This is a genomic window from Arachnia propionica (genome assembly GCF_003859805.1).
In the GTDB taxonomy this organism is placed as follows: Bacteria; Actinomycetota; Actinomycetes; order Propionibacteriales; family Propionibacteriaceae; genus Arachnia; species Arachnia propionica_C.
The window spans coordinates 1-18,670 of record NZ_RQZG01000011.1 but is presented as its reverse complement, the minus strand read 5'-3'; the positions used below and the strand labels follow the sequence as shown (position 1 = coordinate 18,670).

11 protein-coding genes are annotated in these 18,670 nt (G+C 70.9%); 3 read left to right on the top strand and 8 right to left on the bottom strand.

All coding sequences use genetic code 11. The features are described 5' to 3' along the window. Positions 1-58: 58 nt before the first annotated feature. From EII34_RS10015 to EII34_RS09990, 6 genes are all read right to left on the bottom strand, one after another. Positions 59-2,596, bottom strand: a complete 2,538-nt coding sequence (locus EII34_RS10015) for a hypothetical protein (RefSeq protein WP_124845022.1) — start codon at positions 2,594-2,596, stop codon at positions 59-61. After that, the gene (locus EII34_RS10010) at positions 2,593-5,133 is read right to left on the bottom strand and encodes a hypothetical protein (protein WP_124845021.1); all 2,541 of its coding nucleotides are present in this window, start codon (positions 5,131-5,133) and stop codon (positions 2,593-2,595) included. The genes EII34_RS10015 and EII34_RS10010 overlap by 4 nt, the downstream gene beginning before the upstream one ends. After that, entirely contained in the window at positions 5,130-7,514 is a 2,385-nt protein-coding gene (locus tag EII34_RS10005; RefSeq protein ID WP_124845020.1) for a hypothetical protein, read from the bottom strand. The genes EII34_RS10010 and EII34_RS10005 overlap by 4 nt, the downstream gene beginning before the upstream one ends. A 10-nt stretch (positions 7,515-7,524) precedes the next feature. Continuing rightward, positions 7,525-7,992: a hypothetical protein gene (locus EII34_RS10000; RefSeq protein WP_124845019.1), complete on the bottom strand. Its 468-nt coding sequence runs from the start codon at positions 7,990-7,992 to the stop codon at positions 7,525-7,527. A gap of 67 nt (positions 7,993-8,059) precedes the next feature. Next, positions 8,060-9,421, bottom strand: coding sequence for an SWIM zinc finger family protein (locus EII34_RS09995; RefSeq protein WP_124845018.1), 1,362 nt, complete (start codon positions 9,419-9,421; stop codon positions 8,060-8,062). 201 nt (positions 9,422-9,622) lie between these two features. After that, positions 9,623-10,915 carry a Fic family protein gene (locus EII34_RS09990; protein WP_221620267.1) on the bottom strand — a complete coding sequence of 431 codons (1,293 nt, stop codon included), beginning with the start codon at positions 10,913-10,915 and terminating at the stop codon, positions 9,623-9,625. A gap of 153 nt (positions 10,916-11,068) precedes the next feature. Between EII34_RS09990 and EII34_RS09985 the strand changes: the two genes are divergently transcribed. The 3 genes from EII34_RS09985 to lgt all read left to right on the top strand — a co-directional run bounded on the left by EII34_RS09985 (position 11,069) and on the right by lgt (position 13,903). Continuing rightward, on the top strand, positions 11,069-11,839 hold the full coding sequence (locus EII34_RS09985; protein WP_124845016.1) for a hypothetical protein: 771 nt from the start codon (positions 11,069-11,071) through the stop codon (positions 11,837-11,839). A gap of 63 nt (positions 11,840-11,902) precedes the next feature. After that, entirely contained in the window at positions 11,903-12,601 is a 699-nt protein-coding gene (locus EII34_RS09980; protein ID WP_124845015.1) for a hypothetical protein, read from the top strand. A 165-nt stretch (positions 12,602-12,766) separates the two neighbouring features. Further along, the gene (gene lgt, locus EII34_RS09975; RefSeq protein ID WP_124845014.1) at positions 12,767-13,903 is read left to right on the top strand and encodes a prolipoprotein diacylglyceryl transferase; all 1,137 of its coding nucleotides are present in this window, start codon (positions 12,767-12,769) and stop codon (positions 13,901-13,903) included. 635 nt (positions 13,904-14,538) lie between these two features. Here the strand turns inward: lgt and treZ are convergent. Together treZ and treY are read right to left on the bottom strand one after the other, a co-directional pair. Continuing rightward, positions 14,539-16,278 (bottom strand): malto-oligosyltrehalose trehalohydrolase, encoded by a 1,740-nt coding sequence (gene treZ / locus EII34_RS09970; RefSeq protein ID WP_124845098.1) that lies wholly within the window; start codon positions 16,276-16,278, stop codon positions 14,539-14,541. After that, positions 16,271-18,670: malto-oligosyltrehalose synthase (gene treY / locus EII34_RS09965; RefSeq protein ID WP_124845013.1), on the bottom strand; the 2,400-nt coding region annotated here is incomplete at its 5' end. The genes treZ and treY, both read right to left, overlap by 8 nt.

The following is an 18,670-nucleotide window of genomic DNA, read 5'->3' as shown; positions in this document are numbered from 1 at the left end:
CCGAGATGTGGCCAAAGGTTCGTGTCGGGGACGACCCCACCGCACACGGGAAGGGCAGTCAGCGGGCGGCCGATGCCTCCGTGACGGCCCTGGCCAGGGTGATGGCCTTGCTCGACCCCTTTCGTGCCGCCAGTGCTGCGATGTTCGGCAGGTCGATCGCGTGCGGGACCTCCGGCAGGAGGGCGAGCACCGTCTCGAGCACCGTCGAGGTGGCGGCGGGGATCTTCTCGGCTGCGGCGAGTTCCTCCGCGATCTCCACCAGCAGGGGCCAGACCAGGGCGAGTCCACCGGCCTCGGCGAGGACGGCGAGCAGGGCGGTGATCTTGGCGGGGCTGCGGTCCACGGGGTTGCGGCCCCGGGCGCGGTTGACCAGCTCCCAGGCCGGGGAGTGCCAGCCGGCGAGGAGGTCGTCGGCGGTCAGGCGGCCCTCATCCCAGGCGGCCAGGAGCGGGGCGGCGATGCGGTCGCGGTCCTTCGCGGCGACGGTGGCGGCGACGGCGAGCGCTGCCGTCGTGACGGGTTCCGTGACGCGGGGTGCGACCTCGATGCACGAGACGATGCCGGTCAGGGAGTCCGCGATCTCGGCCCAGCGCAGCCTGAGCATCGCTCGCCATGCGGGTCGGCCGAGGTGCTGGGGCATGAGCCGCAACACGACGTCGTGTGCCGGTGCGTGGAGGTAGTCGTCGGCCGGGCCCGGCCACACCTCCGCCAGATCCGCCACGTGGTGGTTGCGGTAGCCGGTGTCGCACGGGTAGGGGTGCTGCCAGACGGTGTCCAGGCCGAGCGCCTCGTGCCAGCCGGGGGCGTCGCCGACGACGTGGAGTCCCTCCTCGCCGCGCGTCCCGGTGGGTCTGAGGACTGGCTCGGCGGGTTCGGGTGTGGTGCTGGCCCACAGGTCGATGACCTCAGCCAACCGCATCTCGCAGCCGCGGATGGGGGCGTCGCAGCCGGTGAGATCCGCCCCGGGCCGGATGCGGGTCAGGGCGATGGCGACGTCGGTCGGTTCCAGCGGGGTGTCCGCGTCGAGGTACTGGGTGAGGCGGGCGCGGAAGTCGTCGGCGGTGACCTCGTGCCGGGCGGTGCTGGGGGTGGACAGCAGCGACGGGATCTCGCCGAGGCGGTGCAGCACGTCGCGGGCGCGCTGTGCGGCGAGGAAGACCAGCGGCCCTTCGGGGGAGCGGGCGGGGGCCGGTTCGGTGCCGGGGACGATGGTGCCGTCGCCGAGCCGGGCCAGGAGCCGGGGGAGATGCCCGAGGATTGGACTCGGGTCGAACTCGGCCGCCTGGCAGGCCGTGACGACGACCTCGGGGCCGCGGGCGTGGGCGGTGGCGACGAGCTGGGCCAGGGCGTGCTCGGTGACCTCGGCGCGCTCCGCCCAGTCGTCCTCGATCTCCGTGACCAGCGCGGCGAGGGCGGGGTCGTCGAGGACCAAGGTCTCCAGCCCGGGGAAGGGTTCAGGGTCTGGCAGGGAGGGTTCCTGCCACAGGCCCCGGGTCCCGGAATCCTGGGCCGGTGCGCTGCCCCAGGACTCGCACAGTGTGCTGGCGAGCTTCGCGGTGGTGGTGTCGGTGGATCGGGAGAGGTCAGCGATGTGTTCCATCAGCTCCGCCGAGGGGGATTCGAGGCTGGCGAGGCGTTTGAGGACATCCCGCTTGAGGCCCTTCTCCTTGCGGGGAAGGATGGCCAGGGCGATCCGGGTGAGGGTGTCGCCGTCTGGGTCCATCCCGAGCAGGATCCGGGTGAAGGCGGCGGCGACCTGGTTGTTGGCGACGTCGAGGGCCCCGAGCATGCGCTCGGGCTGGGTGGTGGGGTCGAGGTCGAGGCCCTCGATCCAGGCCAGGGCCTCGCGTTGGGGGCCGGGGCGTTCGCCGCGTTCGATCACGCTCAGCAGGGCGTCGAGGAGGGCGTCATCGTTGGTGGGTTCGGTGCGGCGGAGTTCCGTGGCTGCCTCGCGGATCCTCGCGATGTGCTCGTCGCGCTCGGGGCGATTCCAGAAGGTGTCGGGGGTGGCGCAGGCGGCGAGGAAGTGGTCCTGCCAGCGGGTCCCCGGGGTGGGCATCGTCCCGAACCACACGCCCAGATGGGCGGCGACGTGCGGGACGGGCAGGTCCAGGCGGATGACCAGGCGCGAGATGAGCGATGAGGCCGCCATCGCGACGGACGACTGGGCCAGGAGCCCGGCCATGGTCTCCTCCACCCACTCGGTGCCCCGCTCGATCATGAGGTCGGCGAGGTGCCCGGTGGCCTGCTCGCGCTCCAGCATGGTGAGGCCCTCGGGGAGGGCGAGCTTGACCAGCTGGGCGGGGGTGGCACCCAGGGCAACGGCGACGAGCAGCAGGCGGCCGGATGTGCGATGGTGGCGGTCGAACGCATCCACCGCCTGGTTGAGGAGCTTCCTGCGGGTCGGGTCGCTGATCTTCGGGATCTCGTCGCGGTCGAGCGTCCACCACTGCACGGCCTTGCGCCACACCGGGAGGGACGTCCGCATCACGGACGCCCACTCGGCGCGTTCCTCGTCGGTGAGGGAACGAAGTTGGGCGACGAGGGCCTTGGCGTTGCCGGCCTTGACGACGATCTGCGGGATGTCGATGGTCACAGTTTCTCCTCGATGGCTCGGGCCAGGGTGATGGCCTTCGACGAGCCCTTGCGGGCGGCCAGGGCACAGATGTTGGGCAGCTCGACCTTGTGCGGGACCTCGGGCAGGAGGGCGAGCACCGTCTCGAACACGGTTGAGGCGGCCGCCGGGGTCTTCTCGTGCGCGGCGAGTTCCTCCGCGATCACCACCAGCAGCGGCCAGACCAGGGCCAGGGCCCCGGCCTCGGCGAGGTCCTTCAGCAGCGGGGCGAGCTTGGCCGGGGAGTTCTCGACGGGTTTGCCCACGGCCTTGTCAGCGAGGACATCCCAGGCCGGGGAGCGCCACCCGGCCACGAGGTCGTCGCCGATGAGACGTCCCTCATCCCAGGCCGCCAGCAGCAGCTCGGCGACCCGGCCCCGATCCTTCGCCGCCACGGTCGTCGCCGTGGCCAGCGCCGCGACCGCCAACAGCTCCGGGAACCGCGACGCGGACGAGGCCAGCAGGACGACGTGGTCCAGCGCGGCGGAGGGCTCGCTGTCGGTGAGCAGCTGCAGCGCCGTCGCCGCGGGTCGGGACGGCAGACCCGGCAGCAGCGTGAACACCGACGGGAACTCGGTGCGGGAGCCGAACGCCCCGCCGAGCACGGCCGCCCCCCACTGGGCGGAGGGGCGCCACTCGTCGTCCGGCGGGAACCAGCCGGGTCGATACGGGCGGTTCCACGCGGTGTCCAGGCCCAGCAGTTCGTGCCAGAACGGGTCCTCGCCGTCGACGACGAGATTGCGGCCCCACTGCGGGTTCACCGCCTCCGACTCGAGCCAGGCTGATCCGGGCCCCGCCTGGCGCCACGTGTCGATGACATCCGCCAGCCGCAGGTCACAGTCACGGATGGGGACCTCGAGTCCGTCGAGATCCGTGACCTCGGCACGACTGAGACGTCCCAGCGCGACGGCGACATCCGTCGCCTCCAGGGGCACCCCGGCCTCGACGTACCGGGTGGCACGGGAACGCAGATCGTCGACGCTGACCCGGAACCGGGCATCGCTCGGGGTCGACAGCAGGCAGGGCAGCCGCCCCAGCCCGTGGCAGACGGCGCGGGCGCGCTCGGCCGCGAGGTACAGCAGTGGGCCGCCGTCGGGTTCGACCTCCGGCGGCTCGGTGCCGGGGGTGAGGGTGCCGTCACCGATCTCGGCGAGCAGCCGCTGCAGGTAGGACGACTCGTCCTCCGCCTCGAGGTCGGTGCAGGCCGCTACCACCACCTCGGTGCCGCGTTCGTGGGCCGTGGCGACGAGCTGGGCCAGCGCCCGCTCCGTGACGGTGGGGTCCTCCTCCCACGCCTCGACGACGGCTGAGACCAGGGCGGCCAGCCCCGGGTCGTCGAGGACCAGTGCCTCCAGGCCGGGGAAAGGGCCGGGGTTCGGCAGCGACGGTTCCTGCCACAGGCCCCGGGTCCCGGTGTCCTGGGCCGGTGCGCCGCCCCACGACTCGCACAGTGTGCTGGCGAGCGTCGCGATGGTCGAGTCGGTGTCGCTGCTGAGGCCGGCGACCAGTTCGATCAGCTCCGGCGACGGGGTGGCGAGGTGCCCGAGGCGCTTCAGCACGTCGCGTCGAAGCCCCTTCTCCTTGCGGGGCAGGATCGCCAGGGCGAGCCCGGCGAGGGCGTCGTCGTCGAGATCGCCGCCCAGCAGGACGGCGGTGAAGGCCGCGACGACGCGGGCATCCGCCACCGGAAGGATCCGCAGCAGCCGATCGGCGCGGGTGGTGAGGTCGAGGTCCAGGCCCTCGATCCAGGCCAGGGCCTCCCGCTGCGTGCCGGGTCTGGAGTCACGTTCGATGACGCCGAGGAGCGCGTCGAGGAGGGGCGCGTCGTCGGTGGGCTCCTCGATCCGGTGCTTCCGTGCCGCCCTGCGGATGTCCTCGACGTGCTTCCTCGGGCTCGCGATGGCGTTGCTGAAGGCCCCCGGCACCTCGCAGGCGGCGAGGAAGTGCTCCTGCCAGGCCCGCCCGGGCCTCGGCAGGGTCCCGGCCCAGCCGGTCAGATAGTCCGGGCTCGTCGGGAGTGGCAGGTCGAAGGCCGCGACGAGCCTCGGCACCAGGGGCGCCACGCTGCGGGCGAGCCGTCGATTCCTCGGGCCGCCGGTCAACCCCGCGACGAACTCGGCGGTCCAGTCGGGGCCGCGCGCGATGACGGCGTCGGCCAGGGCGGGGAGCACTTTGTACTGACCGAGCAGGGGGACGGTGTCGGAGTCGAACAGGTCGAGGGTCTGGGCGGGGCTGGCCCCGAGCGCGACGGTGACCAGGACGAGGCGGTACATCGAGGTGTAGCGGCGCGTGAAAGCCTTCTTGACCTGGGCCTCGAACTCGGCGGTCGGCGAGGCCGGGTCGAGCACCCAGTAACTGACGTCGTGATCCCCGCGCAGCAGCCGCCGCCACACCGGCAGCGACGCCACCATCGCCTCCGCCCAGCGGGCGCGTTCCTCGTCGCTGAGGGTCTCCAGCCGGGCGACGAGAGCAGCGACGTCGTCGGCGTGGGCGACGATCTGCGGGATGTTGATGGTCACAGTTTCTCCTCGATGGCTCGGGCGAGGGTGATGGCCTTGGAGCTACCCTTGCGGGCGGCCAAGGCGGTGATGTTGGGCAGCTCGGTCGCGTGCGGGACCTCGGGCAGGAGGGCGAGCACCGTCTCGAACACCGTCGAGGCCGTGGCGGGGACCTTCTCGGCTGCGGCGAGTTCCTCCGCGATCACCACCAGCAGCGGCCAGACCAGGGCCAGTGCGCCCGTCTCGGCCAGCAGCCGGAGCATCGAGGTGACCTTCGCGGGCGACAGCTGGAACTCGCGGGACTGCGGGCTGACCCACGCATCCACCAGATCCTCCGCCCGCAGCCTGCCGTCCTGCCACGCCCCGTACAGGACGGCGGCGACCTCCTCGCGGTGGGCCGGGGTGCCCTCGGAGGCGACGGCGAGGCAGGCCAACGTCAGCACCGGGCCGAACGGGTGGGCCACGTGCCCGACTTCCGGCAGATCCTCCAGCCCGGCACCGGACCCCATCCGGTAGGTCAGTTTGAGGATCCTCAGCGCCGCGCGATGGGGGAGCCCGGGGAGCAGGCGCAGCGCCTCCGTCCGCTCGGCGTAGTACCCCTCGTCGGGCGCATTCCACAGCTCCATCAGCCCGAGCGCCACCACGAGGGCGGGTTTGTCGTCGTCCAGCTTGCAGCGCATGTGGGGGCCGCCGTCGCGATGCCCGGCGCCGTTCGGCGGCAACACCTCCAGCCGTGGCCGGTAGGGGCGACGCAGCCAGATCCGGACCACCTCGGCCAGGGTGCGATCCAGCCCCCGGATCGGCTGTTCCAGGGCCGCGAGATCCGACGGTGCCCCGTCGGGATCGACGCGGCTGAGCGCCGCCAGCACGTCGGTGGCCTCCAGCGCGACGCCGAGGTCGCGATACCGGGAGGCCCGCTGCAGCAGCGCCCGCCAGGTGAGATGGTTGCTGTGACGGGTCGGCGTGGACAGCAGGCAGGGCAGCTCCCCCAGCCGACGGGTGACGGCCAACGCGTGGCCGAGGACCAGCCGGGTCAGCTGCCGGGTCCTCGGTACCGGCAGCTCCTCGTCGTGCACGAGATGGACCAGGGCCTCGGCGAGGACCGGCCGGTCGAGGTACTCGTACTCCAGCGGGCGAAGGTCGAACTGCTCCAGCACCGCCAGCACGTCGGTGAGCCCCCGTGAATGGGCGGTGGCCACCAGATCCGCCAGCTGCTCCTCGAACTCACCACTGCTCCGGGGGTCGCCGGTGATGACGGTGATGAGCTCCGCCAGCCCCGGGTCGTCGAGGACCCTCGGCCGCGAGGCGAGGGGCTCGATCTCGCCGAGTGGCTCCTGCCACAGGCCGCTCAGCTCGTCGACTGCATCCAGCTGGATGCCCCACGCACCCAGCTGTTTCATCGCCGCCGTGGCCACAGTGGTGTCGGCCTCCTTGGCGAGGCCCTGCAACGCGGCCGCCAGATCCGGCCCCGGCGCGGCGAGGCGGCCGAGGTGCTTCAGGATGCGCTTCTTCGGCGCCTTCTCCTTGCGGGAGAGGACCTCGACGGCGAGGGCCTCGAGGTGTTCGTCGCTGAGGTCGGGGCGAAGCAGCTGGGCGCAGGCGAAGGCGACGACCGTCGAGTGGGCGTTCGGCAGCATGGCCAGCAGCCGTTCCCGCTGCCGCCAGACCTCCTCGACCAGGCCGAGGCCCTCCAGCCACACCGTCGCATTGGACTGGGCGGCGGGCCGGTCGCCGCGCTCGATGATCCCGAGCAGGGCATCGGCGAGGGCGACGTCGTCAAGCGGCTCCGCCCGGCGCAGGATGGAGGTCCCGTGCCGGAGCCAGTGCAGCAACCTGGCCCTCGGACCCATCGGGGTGCCCAGCGCGTCGGGATGCGAGCAGGCGGCGAGGAACAGCTCCTGCCAGCGACGGCCGGGGGCCGGTCCCCCCCAGCGCCGCAGCCAGTCGGTGAGGTAGTCCGCATCCGAGGGCAGCGGCAGCTCGTGGGTGATGATGATCGGGTCGAGGATGAGCGAGACCCAGGCCCGCGGCGACCTGCTGCTCAGGTACGCGTCCACCAGCCGCTGACCCCACGCGGGGCCCCGGTCGATCAGGGCCTCACCCAGCGCGTCGAGGGTGTCCCCGTCGTCGATGAAGCCACGGAACCACGCGTCGACGGTCTCGGCGAACTGCTCCGGGGTGACCCCCAGCTCGACCATCAGGACCGCCAGCTCCCCCTTGAACTCGCTGCTGCGCAGGCGACGGACGATGTCGTCCCGGTGCTCGGCGAAGGTGGCTTCCAAGCGCGCCCGATCCTCACCCGACAGGGAGCGGAGCTGCCGCAGCAGCGCGACGGGGCCGCCTGCGTCCATGACGAGGCGGCGCACGGCCTTCGCGTCGGGATGCTCGGGGGTTCTGGCCATGGGGGTCCTTTCAGAGGCTGAGGGCGCGGGCGGCCCGGACGGCCTGGCCGCTGCCCGTGTGGGCGGCGAGCGCCTGGGTGTGGGGGAGGGAAACGGGGTGCCCTGCGGCGCGGGCGGCAGGCAGGACCGTGCCGAGGAGGGTGAGGGCCCTGGTGGTGGCGGCGGGCGTGGGGTGGGTTGCGGCGAGATGCTCCGTGACCAGGCCGAGCAGCGGCCAGGCCAGGGGAGCCGCCCCGGCCGCGGTGAGCGTGTCGAGGAGGGCGACGATCCTGGCGGGCTGGAGCGGGGCGACCTCCTGCCAGTCCGGGCGCCACCCGGCCGCGAGCTCGTCACCGCTCAGCCGACCCTGCTCCCAGGCGGTGAGGAGCAGCCCGACGACCTGCTTCGCCTCGTCGACGCTGACCCGGGCGAAGAAGTCCTCCACCGTCATGGCGGGGCCGTGTGGTCCGCCATGATGGTTGCCGGGGGTGCTGGTCATGGTTCCTTCCATGGGACGTGATGGGCCACCGGCAGGACCCCCCCCGATCCTGCCGGTGGCCAGGGGGTCAGTGCTGCAGTTCCCGGGCCGGGTCGGGAGCCGCGGCGGCGTCGTCGGGCATCGACTCGCGTCGCTGCAGTTCCACTGCGAGCACGTGCTTGCACACCCCCCGCGAGCCCTGGTGGTCCCGCCACCACAGGCAGGTGCAGCTGGTGGGTTCGGTGCGGACGATGTACTCGCCGTGGTCGCCGCGGACCCGGAACACCCCGTCGTGACCCTCGTACGGGGCGACGGCCCCCTCCGCGATGAGGCGTCGGGCCTGCTTGAGCCGTGGGTTGGCCTTCTCGACGCGGTTGCTGTCCGAGGGCAGCTCCCGGTGGAAGTAGGCCTGCTCGAAGAGGTCGTAGCCGACGCGGCCGTCGTTGGCGAGCACCGCCAACCCCTCGCCGACCCGTTCCTTGCTGAGGGCCGTGTCCTTGACCAGGGAGTCCACGTCGATGCGGGGCTCGAAGGCGAGGCAGGCCGCGATGAGGTTCGCGTCGTCGAGGGCCGTGGATGCGGCGAGCTTCATCAGCAGCGCCCCCTCGCCCGAGAAGCCACGGTAGAACTCCGGGGTCAGCGTGAAGCTGAGCCGCCCGTGCGGCAGGGTGAACTCCCACACCGACGGCGACAGGGGCTCGCCCGGCTTGGCGTAGACCCGCAGCCCCATGATCTGCGGGCTGAGGCGCCTGGCGGCCCGCAGCCGGTTGAGGCCCTCCGCGTAGACGGTGCCCTTGCCGGGACGCAGGGCGGGCTTGACCCCCAACCGGCTGATGGCCCAGTGGCCCTTCCTGCCGGAGCCGGAGGGGATGGCGGCCAGGAACTGGCGGGTCTGCACCGCCGGGGCCTCCCCGACGAGTTCCAGGTCCCGGCTCAGTTCCTGCGACGAGCCGAGCGCCTTGAGCCAGCGGTCCGGCAGGTCCACCTTCCGTTCCACGTGGGTGCCCTCCAGCGTCGAGACCCGCATCTCGTCCCGGCCGACCGCCAGGTGCATGAGCTCCGACGAGGTGATCTGCGTCAACGCTTCCCGCAGCGGCGCGTTGATGTCCACATTCGTGGTGCCGTGCTGGATGTCGCCCCCGTCGAAGGCCGAGGCCAGCAGGTCCAGCCTGACACCGACGGTGTTGCACGCCGAGAACGACTCGAACCGCATCCGGTCCCCGTTCGCGGTGCAGATCGGGTCCCGTGCCCCGGCGGGGATCGGCTGGAAGTAGCGGGTCTGGGCCACGTCCGCCAGGACCAGCAGTCCCCGGGCCAACACCGTCGGCTGGGCGGCGAAGCCGGAGAAGAACTCCGGGCGGTCCACGAGCCCGGAGGGGGTCAACGCCGGGGCCAGCTCCAGGCTGAGGCCGGCGTCGTCGAGCAGCGACGCGGAAGCGAAAGTCCTCATGCCCCGAATCTACGGGACGGCACCGACAAAACCCTCGGCGAGCCTGTCCGCCCATCGGCCGACTCTTGACTCGGCCGCGCCCACCCCTGCCCTTCCCCCGGTCACGAACCGCCGTTCTGCTTTTCTGGCAGCGTTGACATCGACGCCTCACTCAAGCAAAGCGGCGGTTCGTGCACGCCTCAACCATCCAGCTCTCCGGCTTCACGGCGACGGCGGTGCGGGCACGGGGCGGTGCGGCGCGCTGGCCGCGGTGTTGAAACGAGTGGAGGCGAGGCGATGCTCCGTGATGGTCACGAGGTCGAGCACATCCGTGGCGGCGAACCAACTGCGGCCCCGCTGTCTGCCGGTTTCAGTGAGGATGCCTGCGGCGGTGAGTTCCCGCAGGGCGCTGGCGGCAGACTTGTCGCTGATGTCGTACAGCTGTTGGGCGGTGGCGATGGTGAGCACCGGCGTGCCCGGCAGGCCCGCCAGGACACGGGCCTCGGCGGAATCCGCCCGCAGTGCCCGCTTGCGGTCCGCGGCCGCCCGATGCGCCGCCAGCCTGTCGTCCCACTCTGCCCGCACCTGCGCCATTTCCTCGCCGAGACGTTTGACCTCGCTGCAGGCGGCCATCACCGTGTCGCAGAAGAACTCCAGCCAGGCCTGCACGCCCGCGGTGGCCGCCTTCGAGGTGGGCGCGCCGTCGTACCGGTAGGCGGTCAGCGCGGCCTCGTACCGCTGCGAGAACGTGGCCAGGATCAGGCTGACGGGCAGGACTGAGGCGCCGCCGGGGGTGCGCCGGGCGAACACCGTGTGGATGAGTGCGCGCCCGACACGGCCATTGCCGTCGGGGAACGGGTGGATCGTCTCGAACTGGGCGTGCGCGAGCGCGGCCTGCACGAGCATGCCGTGGGCGGCGCCCGAGAGGTAGGCCGCCAGATCGTCGAGCAGGGCGGGCACCTCCGCCGGTGGTGGGGGCACGAAGGCAGCGGTCAGGGGGTGGTACTTCGAGCCGCCCACCCAGTTCTGGGTGTGCCGCACCCCCTGCAGGTCCGGCTGCTCGGCGAGCAGCGCGCTCTGCAGCTCCACGATGTCGGCCCGGGTGATGGCCTCCGCCATCGCCAGGCGGGAGATCGCCTGTTTGATGATGGTGGCGTTGCGGGCCACCGCCCCCGCCGACTGGTCGGTGGCCGGGCGTCCTTCCGCCAACTCGAGTTCAGCCTCGGCGACGCGGCGGGCCGCGGGCGTCACTCCCTCGATGTACGACGAGGCAATGGCCTCGCTCCGCAGCAGGAAGTGGGACAGCCCCGTGACATCAGCGGCATGCTGCCCGAGCTGTAGGGCATGGACCTCGCGCTCCGTCCGCGCGATCCGGGCATCCAGCTCGGCAGAGAGAACCAGGGGCCGGGCACGCAGCAGGTCGGGCACGTAGGCGCGGTACGGCCCGCTCATCCGGTCCCGGCGGGGCATGCCCTCGACCATCGACTGCCACTGTTGTGATGCCCAACGCGCCACAGTCCCTCCTTCCCGCCGGAAGGATAACATTTATCCTTCTGATTGCGGCCGGTGATTCGGAAAGGACACGGTTACCCTTCCCCGCCTTCCGTCGCGCAGGGAAAGCTGGCCGTCTTTCTTCCGCCATCGGCCCGGCGGTGCGAGAATCTTCCCGTGACGACCGTGAAGGCTGCGGGCCGGGCAGCCGAGGCCCGCCTCGCGCCGCTGCTGGCCGAGGCCTACCGGGTCTTCGCCTCCCCCACCCCACCCTTGCCGCTGCTGGTGTGCAGCTGCAACGTGTGCTTCGCCCCGGACGAGCAGGCGGCATTCGTGCGGTTCGCGTTGCCGGAGATTCCGACAGGGTACCTGCTGGCTTACTTGGAGAGCGTCCCGCTGGAGGTGCCGGGGGACGACGACGCCACCCGCCGCGGCGTCGTCCAGCGGGCCCACTTCCTGCCCCGGGTGCTGACGGGGCTGGTGCGCGGCGAGGTGCTGAGCCACCTGGACGAGATGACGTTGGAGAAGTTCGACCTCGCCTGCCCGGGCGTCTACTCCCCCGCCCAGTTGGCGTTCCTGCGGCGGTTCGCGACCAGCTGGGCGGCGGAGCTGTGCACCCATCCGCACCGGTTCCACCTGGCCCTGCTGGTGCTGCTGGAGATGTGGCAGCGTGCCGGGCTGGACGTGACGGCCGCGGTGTGCGAGGTGTGGGCGGGCCACGCCGACGCGGTACCCGCCATCCGCAGCTATCTGGCGGTCCTGGAATCGACGGACCCGACCGCTCCCGCACCAGAGCCGCAGTGGCGATACCTGGGGCAGTGGGCGTACCGGCCCGCGGTACGTGCCGCGTTCACCGCCGGGTTGGAGGCGGCGCTGCTGGCGGGCGACGAGGAGGAGGACGAGACCCCGGAGTGGGAGGCCTGGTACACCTACCTGACCGGCCTGTAGGACGCGCGGCCGTCACCCGGCGCTGCTAGGGTGGGGCGACGTCGTCGACCCTCACCAACCGCCATGCCCACCGACCTTGCTGCCTTCGCCCTCGCCGCCGACCAGCTTTTCCCGGCCACCGCTCCACCACTGCCGCTGGACACGTGTGACGAGCCGTGCTGCTGCCTGCCCGACGAGCAGGTTGCCCTGGTGGCTGGCCCCCGGCTGGCGATCCCACCCCAGTTGTATTGGACCTACTGTTGGGCCGCCGTGGGGCAGGATGCGCAGGTGACAGCGGCGGAGATTCGCTACTTCCTGCCCCGGGTGTTGGCCGCCTCCGCGGCCGGGGAATCCCCCGCCCTGTGGGAGGACATGGTGCCGGGCAAGGTGGGGTTCGCCGAGCCGGGAATCTACACCGCGGCCGAGCTGGCGCTGGTGCGGGACTTCGCACGCGCGCTCGTCATCCACCTGTGCCACCACGCTGAACCGAGCCCGCCGGACGAGACGCACTTGGGCGAGATCATCGCCGGGCTGGCCTGCGGAGGGCTCGGCATCACTGCCGAACTGCTGACGTTGTGGCGCGAACACGGCGCCGCACCCCTGGCGCGCGCCCACTTCGCGGCCATGACCGCGGACCTGCCACCCAACCCGACCCCGGCGGACTGGCGCGCCGCCCTCTGGCTGCGTGCGGACAACACCCCGGCCGGGCTGCTGGCGGACCTCGATGCCTGGTACCACGATCCAGCCACCAGCGCCGCATTGACCCAGAGGGTGCGCGGATAGGGGGTCAACGGGGCGACCGCAGTAGATGCGCCTACCCGCGCACCCTCCCAGGCCCGCCCCGCTCTCCGACCCGGACACCGTCGCTCGCTGCGGCGGAGCGTGAGGGTCGGTGCACCGGGCGGAGGGGGCGGTGTCCACCGTGGAACCTGTCGAGGAAACCCTCACATGTGGAAAGCTGGGGGCGTGCACCTGCTGGAGATCCCCTTCCCGAAGATCGACCCCGTCGCTTTCGCCATCGGACCGCTGAAGGTCCACTGGTACGGCCTGATGTACCTGCTGGCCTTCGTCATCGCCTACCTGCTGATGCGACGGCGGCTGCGCCACGAGCCCTACCGTTCCATCACCGCCCCCAGACCGTGGGAGAAGAGCGACATCGAGGACCTCCTCATGTACGCCATCGCGGGGGTCATCATCGGTGGGCGCCTGGGTTATGTCCTGTTCTACGAACCTGCGAACTTCCTGGCGAACCCGGGCGCCATCATCCGGGTCTGGGACGGTGGGATGAGCTTCCACGGCGGGGCCATCGGTGTGGTGCTCGGGATCTGGTTCTTCTCGTGGCGGCGGGGACGGCCCTTCCTCCAGGTGGCGGACTTCCTGGTGCCCACCGCACCGCTCGGTCTGGCGGCGGGGCGGATCGGCAATTTCATCAACGGTGAACTGTGGGGCAGGGAGGCCTCCGAGGCGCTGCCGTGGGCGATGAGGTTCCCCACCGGTGGGGTGGTCCTGCGTCACCCGTCGCAGCTCTACCAGGCCTTGCTGGAAGGGGTGCTGCTGTTCATCCTGCTGTGGTGGTACGCCCGCAGGCCCCGGCTGCGTGGCCAGGTGGCCGCTGCGTTCCTCGTCGGCTACGGCACCTTCCGTTTCATCGCTGAGTTCTGGCGGCAGCCCGACTCCCAGCTGGGGCTGCTCTCTCTCGGGTTGAGCATGGGGCAGTGGCTGTCGCTGCCGATGATCGTCGCCGGGGTGGCGCTGTGGCTGTGGTCGCGTTCCCGAGGCGTCACCGATGTGGTGGTGCCGGCCGACGACGAGGAGAGCCCGACCGACGATGAGAAGGATCCGGCCGAGGACGAGAAGGGTCCGGCCGAGGACGAGAAGGGTCCGGTCGACGACGAGAAGGCTTCGGAAGAGGGCGAGACCCCGGATGAGGACGAGGACGCGGCCGAGGAGAACGGCGAGGAAGCCACGGACGAAAAGGCGACGACAGTGGCCGATGGTGAAGAACCTGTGGAAGAACCTGTGGAAGATGTGGACAACCCGGGGAAAGATGCTGTGACGCCCCCGGAGCGCGGTTCCGGGGACTGACCACAGGCTGCACACAAAGTTTTCCACAGGGTTGTGAACAATGTGGACAGCGCTGAGAAGTTGATCTGGATCAACAGATCGGACGACTCGAACGGCCATCAACGAAGGTCATCGGCCCCGACGTCGGCCTGGCCGGAAGTGAGGGATGTGGTTTCGCCTGTCCTGGGTCGGGTTTGCCTGCCCAAAATCGAATTGCCTGCCCAATAAGGCAGGCAATTCCGAACAAGGCAGGCATTTCAGGGCCAAGGCAGGCGAACCGGTCGTAAGGCGGGCAAAGCGGCGGTAAGGCAGGCGAACCGGTCACAAGGCAGGCAAAGCGGTCGCAGGGTGGGCGAACCGGTCACAAGGCAGGCGAACCGGCGGTAAGGCAGGCGAACCGGCGCTAAGGCAGGCGAACCGGATGTCCTTGCGGTTGGTTCACGGCGAGGCACCCCGCGCCCAGGAGATCGAGACCTCGGCAGCGTGCGTCGGGACCCGGTCGAGGGGGAGGCCGTCGGGCCTCGACCCGGGCGTGCCCACAGACCCACCCGCCCGGCCTGGTCAGTGGACAGGTCAATCCCAGAGGGCTTGCTCCCGGCCCGGCCAGTGGACAGGTCAGCCCCAGAGGGCTGCTCCCGGCCCGGTCAGTGGACAGGTCAGCCCCAGACGACGGCCCCGGGACCGCTCAGGATGGAGTTCTCCCCCTGACGCGTGAACCTTCCCCACACCAGCAGCGGCTCGGCGCCCAACGGGAACTGCACCTCACCCTCGCAGCGGGAGGCCGCGACGGTGAACCGGCCCCGCCGCATCAGCACCGCGTCCTCGTCCACGACCTCCACCGTCACCGAACGCAACGACCCGTCGTGCAGCTCCGGGTGCTCGTGACGAAGCATCAACAACGCCCGGTACCAGGCCAGCATCCGGGCGTGCGGCTCACGATCCACCTCGTCCCACCGCAGCACCGCCGACTCCCGCGTGGCGCTGGCCTGCGGATCCGGGACCGCGACCTCCCAGCCCATCCTCTCGAACTCACGACGACGCCCGTCGGTCACCAGCGGACCCAGCTCCGGCCCCAGGTCGGAGAAGAACGGGAACGGCGTGGAGGCCGCCCACTCCTCACCCATGAAGATCAACGGCGTGAACGCCGACAACAGGTACAGCGACGCAGCCGCCGCCTGCAGGTCGAGCCCCATCCCGTCCCGCACCCCCACCAGGTGCGAGGTCCGGTCCCCCACCGCCCGGTTGCCCACCTGGTCGTGGTTCTGCAGACACGCCACGAAACTGTGGCCGTCGTACAACGGGGAATCGGGATCGACGGGGGCACCCCAGTCACGTTCCCGGAACGTCGACCACCCTCCCTCATGGACGAACACCCGGGTCAGGGCGTGCTCCAGCACCGTCGCGGACCCGAAGTCCACGTAGTAGCCGCTGCTTTCCCGGGTGAAGAACGCATGCAGCGCATGGTGCACGTCATCGGCCCACTGCCCGTCCATGCCCTTGGCCCCGGGGACCGAACCGACCGGGGAGACCATCGACGGCTGGTTCTCATCCGACTCCGCGAACAGGGTGAACCTGCGTCCGGTCTCCTGCTCCCAGCCACGCACGGCCTGACTCAGCTCCGCCAGGTAGTGCGGTGAGGAGTCGTCGCGCAGCTCATGGACCGCGTCCAACCGCAGCCCGTCGATCCGGAAATCCACCAGCCACTGCCGACACGCCCCCAGCAGGAAGTCCCGTACCTGGCGAGAACCCGCCTGGTCCAGGTTCACCGCCTCACCCCACGGCGTGTGGTGCACATCGGTGAAGTACGGGCCGAACTGTGCCAGGTAGTTGCCCTCCGGCCCGAGGTGGTTGTGCACCACGTCCAGCACCACACCCAGTCCCAACCGGTGACACTCGTCGACGAACCGGGCCAGCGCTGCCGGACCACCGTAGGCGTGGTGCACGGCGTACTGCCCCACCCCGTCGTAGCCCCAGCCCTGCACCCCGGGGAAATCCGCCACCGGCATCAACTCCACCGCAGCCACCCCCAACCGCACCAGGTGCTCCAGGTGCGCCGCCGCCGCGTCGAGGGTGCCCTCGGGGGTGAAGGTGCCGATGTGCAGCTCGTAGAGCACCGCCCCGCGCAGGTCGCGGGAGAACTCCACCCGATCCTCGAAGATCGCCGGGTCGACGACCACGCTCGCCTGGTGCGGGCCGTCGAACTGCGCCAGGCTGCGCGGATCCGGCAACGGCATCCCGCCGTCGAGGCTGAACCGGTACCGGGTGCCCGGGGCCAGCCGTCCGGCCCGCCACCAGCCCTCACCCACCGGTGTCATCGCCTCCCGGCCGTCCTCCAGCACCAGGTCCACCCGGGACGCCGCCGGGGCCCACACCGTGGGGATGGTGAGGTCACGCATCATGGTCCACCTGGTGCACCAGCAGCGCGACGGGGAGGTCGGCCAGGATCTCGGCCAACGGGGTCGCCCCACCCGGGTACTCCCTGCCGGTCAGGACGTCACGGAACCTCAGGTTCGGCAGCACCAGCTCGTCCTCACCCCAACCCCGCTCCCCGAGCCCCGAGTGGACCCGGGTCGCCACCGTGATGGCGACGGGGGTCTCGGAATCCTTGTATCCGCGTTCGAACACCACGGCGTGCCCGGTGTTCAGCGACACCGATCGGTAGTCGGCATCCGGGCCACGGAACGCCTCCGGGTGGTCGCGGCGCAGCAGCAGCGCCCGGGAGGTGACCAGCAGTTTCTCCGCGTCGAGATCCGGCGGCGGGGAGGTCTGCAGCGCCGTCAGCATCCCGGAGCGGCGGAAGAAGTCGACAGGGCGGCGGTTGTCCGGGTCCACCAGCGACAGGTCCACCACCTCACACCCCTGGTACAGGTCCGGCACCCCCGGCATGGTCAGCTGGATCAGCTTCTGCCCCAGGATGTTCGCCCGCACCGACTCGTAGGTGAGCGCGACGAAGGCGTCGAGCAGCTCCGCCACCCGGGGATGGGTCAGGCAGGTGCGGGCGAAGTCCAGCACCGCGTTCTCGTAGGCCGGGACCGGGGCGGTCCAGGTGGTGTGCAGCTTCGCCTCCCGGATGGCCTTCTCCAGGTAGCGGGTCAGCCGGTCGGCGTCGATGGGGGAGGACCCGGCGGCCGTGCCCGGCAGGGTCCAGGTGGCGAACAGGGTCTGCCACAGCAGGATCTCCGTCGCACCGTCCAGCTGGGCGGGACGGATGTCCCCCGTGACGGCGTGCAGCTCGGCGACGCACTGCGCCCATTCGCGGGGATACTCGGTCAGGGCCGCCAGCCGCGCCCGCACGTCCTCCGAGCGTTTCGTGTCGTGGGTGGACAAGGTGGTCATCGTCGTCGGCCACGAGGTCTCCAGGAAACGACCGAAGGTGTGGAAGTCGTCGTTGCTGATGCCGACGATCGTGGGGTCGCAACCCACCTCGTTGACCCCGACGAACCGGTTCCACCGGTAGAAGGCGGTGTCCTCCTTCGACTTGGCCATCACCGGGCCACACGTCTGCGCGAACCGGACCATGAACTCGGCCCTGAGATCCGCCAGGTTGTGGACCCGGCCCGGCAGCTGGTTGAGGATCTTCGACGGTGGTGGGAGGGTGACGGCACTGCCCAGTGCCGCATCCCCGGTCTCGCCCAGCGCCAGGGCCACGACGAGATCCAGGGCGTCCAGCTCGTCGGGCTGCAGTGCGTAGCGGGCCCGGTCCGCGGCCTCCAGGATCACCTCACGCTCCGCGTGCGGGTTCTCCCTGCCCGGCTCCACGTAGGCGCGGTACCGGCTGAAGTTGATGAGCAGGCCACGGATGGCGTGGGTGAGCTGGCGACGGGTGTGGTCGCGCAGTCGGATGTCGGAGTCGCAGATCGCCACCGCGATGTTGACCAGCCGGTTGATCTCCGTGAACAGGGAGTCCTTCACCACCGTCTTCTTCGCCTCCAGCGTGACGGTGGCGAACCCGTCACCGGAGCCGGAGATCTGCTCCCACAGGTCGGTCAGGCGTGGGGTGGCACCGGCGACGTGGAACAGCCCGCCGACCCTCAGCAGCGCGTCGTAGCCGGTGGTGCCGGCGCACTTGAAGTCGTCCGGGAGGGCCTCGTCCGGCTCCAGGATCTTCTCCGCGACCACCCAGCAGCCACCGGTGGCCTCCTGCAGGTCGGCCAGGTACTGGCGTGGGTTGGCCAGGCCGTCGATGTGGTCGATACGGAAGCCCTCGATCAGGCCGTCACGGAACAGCTCCAGCAGCTTGGCGTGGGTGGCGTCGAAGATCACGCGGTCCTCGACGCGGATCGCGGCCAGCGTGTCCACGTCGAAGAAACGACGGTAGTTGAGCTCCTCGCTGCCGATCCGCCAGTACGCCAGCCGGTACCACTGGTTCTCCAGCAGCTCCTCCAGCTCCAGTTCCTCGGTGCCGGGTTTGATGGGGAAGACGTGATCGTGGTACCTGACCACCGGCTGGACCTCGCCGTCGATCTCGGTGGTGGTGAGGGTGATGTGCTCCAGCTCCTTGCCGATCCGATCCCCCAGCACGGGCATGAGGATGGCCTGGGAGGCGGTCATGTCGAGGTCGAACCAGTCCGAGTACTCCGACTCCGGGCCGCGCCGCAGCACATCCCACAGGGGCCGGTTGTGCCACAGCGGACTGGGCACCGACATGTGGTTCGGCACCACGTCGACGATGATGCCGATGCCCTGCTCGTGGGCGACCTCGGCCAGGTGCCGGAATCCCTCCTCGCCGCCGAGTTCCTCGGAGATCCGGGTGTGGTCCACGACGTCGTAGCCGTGGGTGGAGCCGGG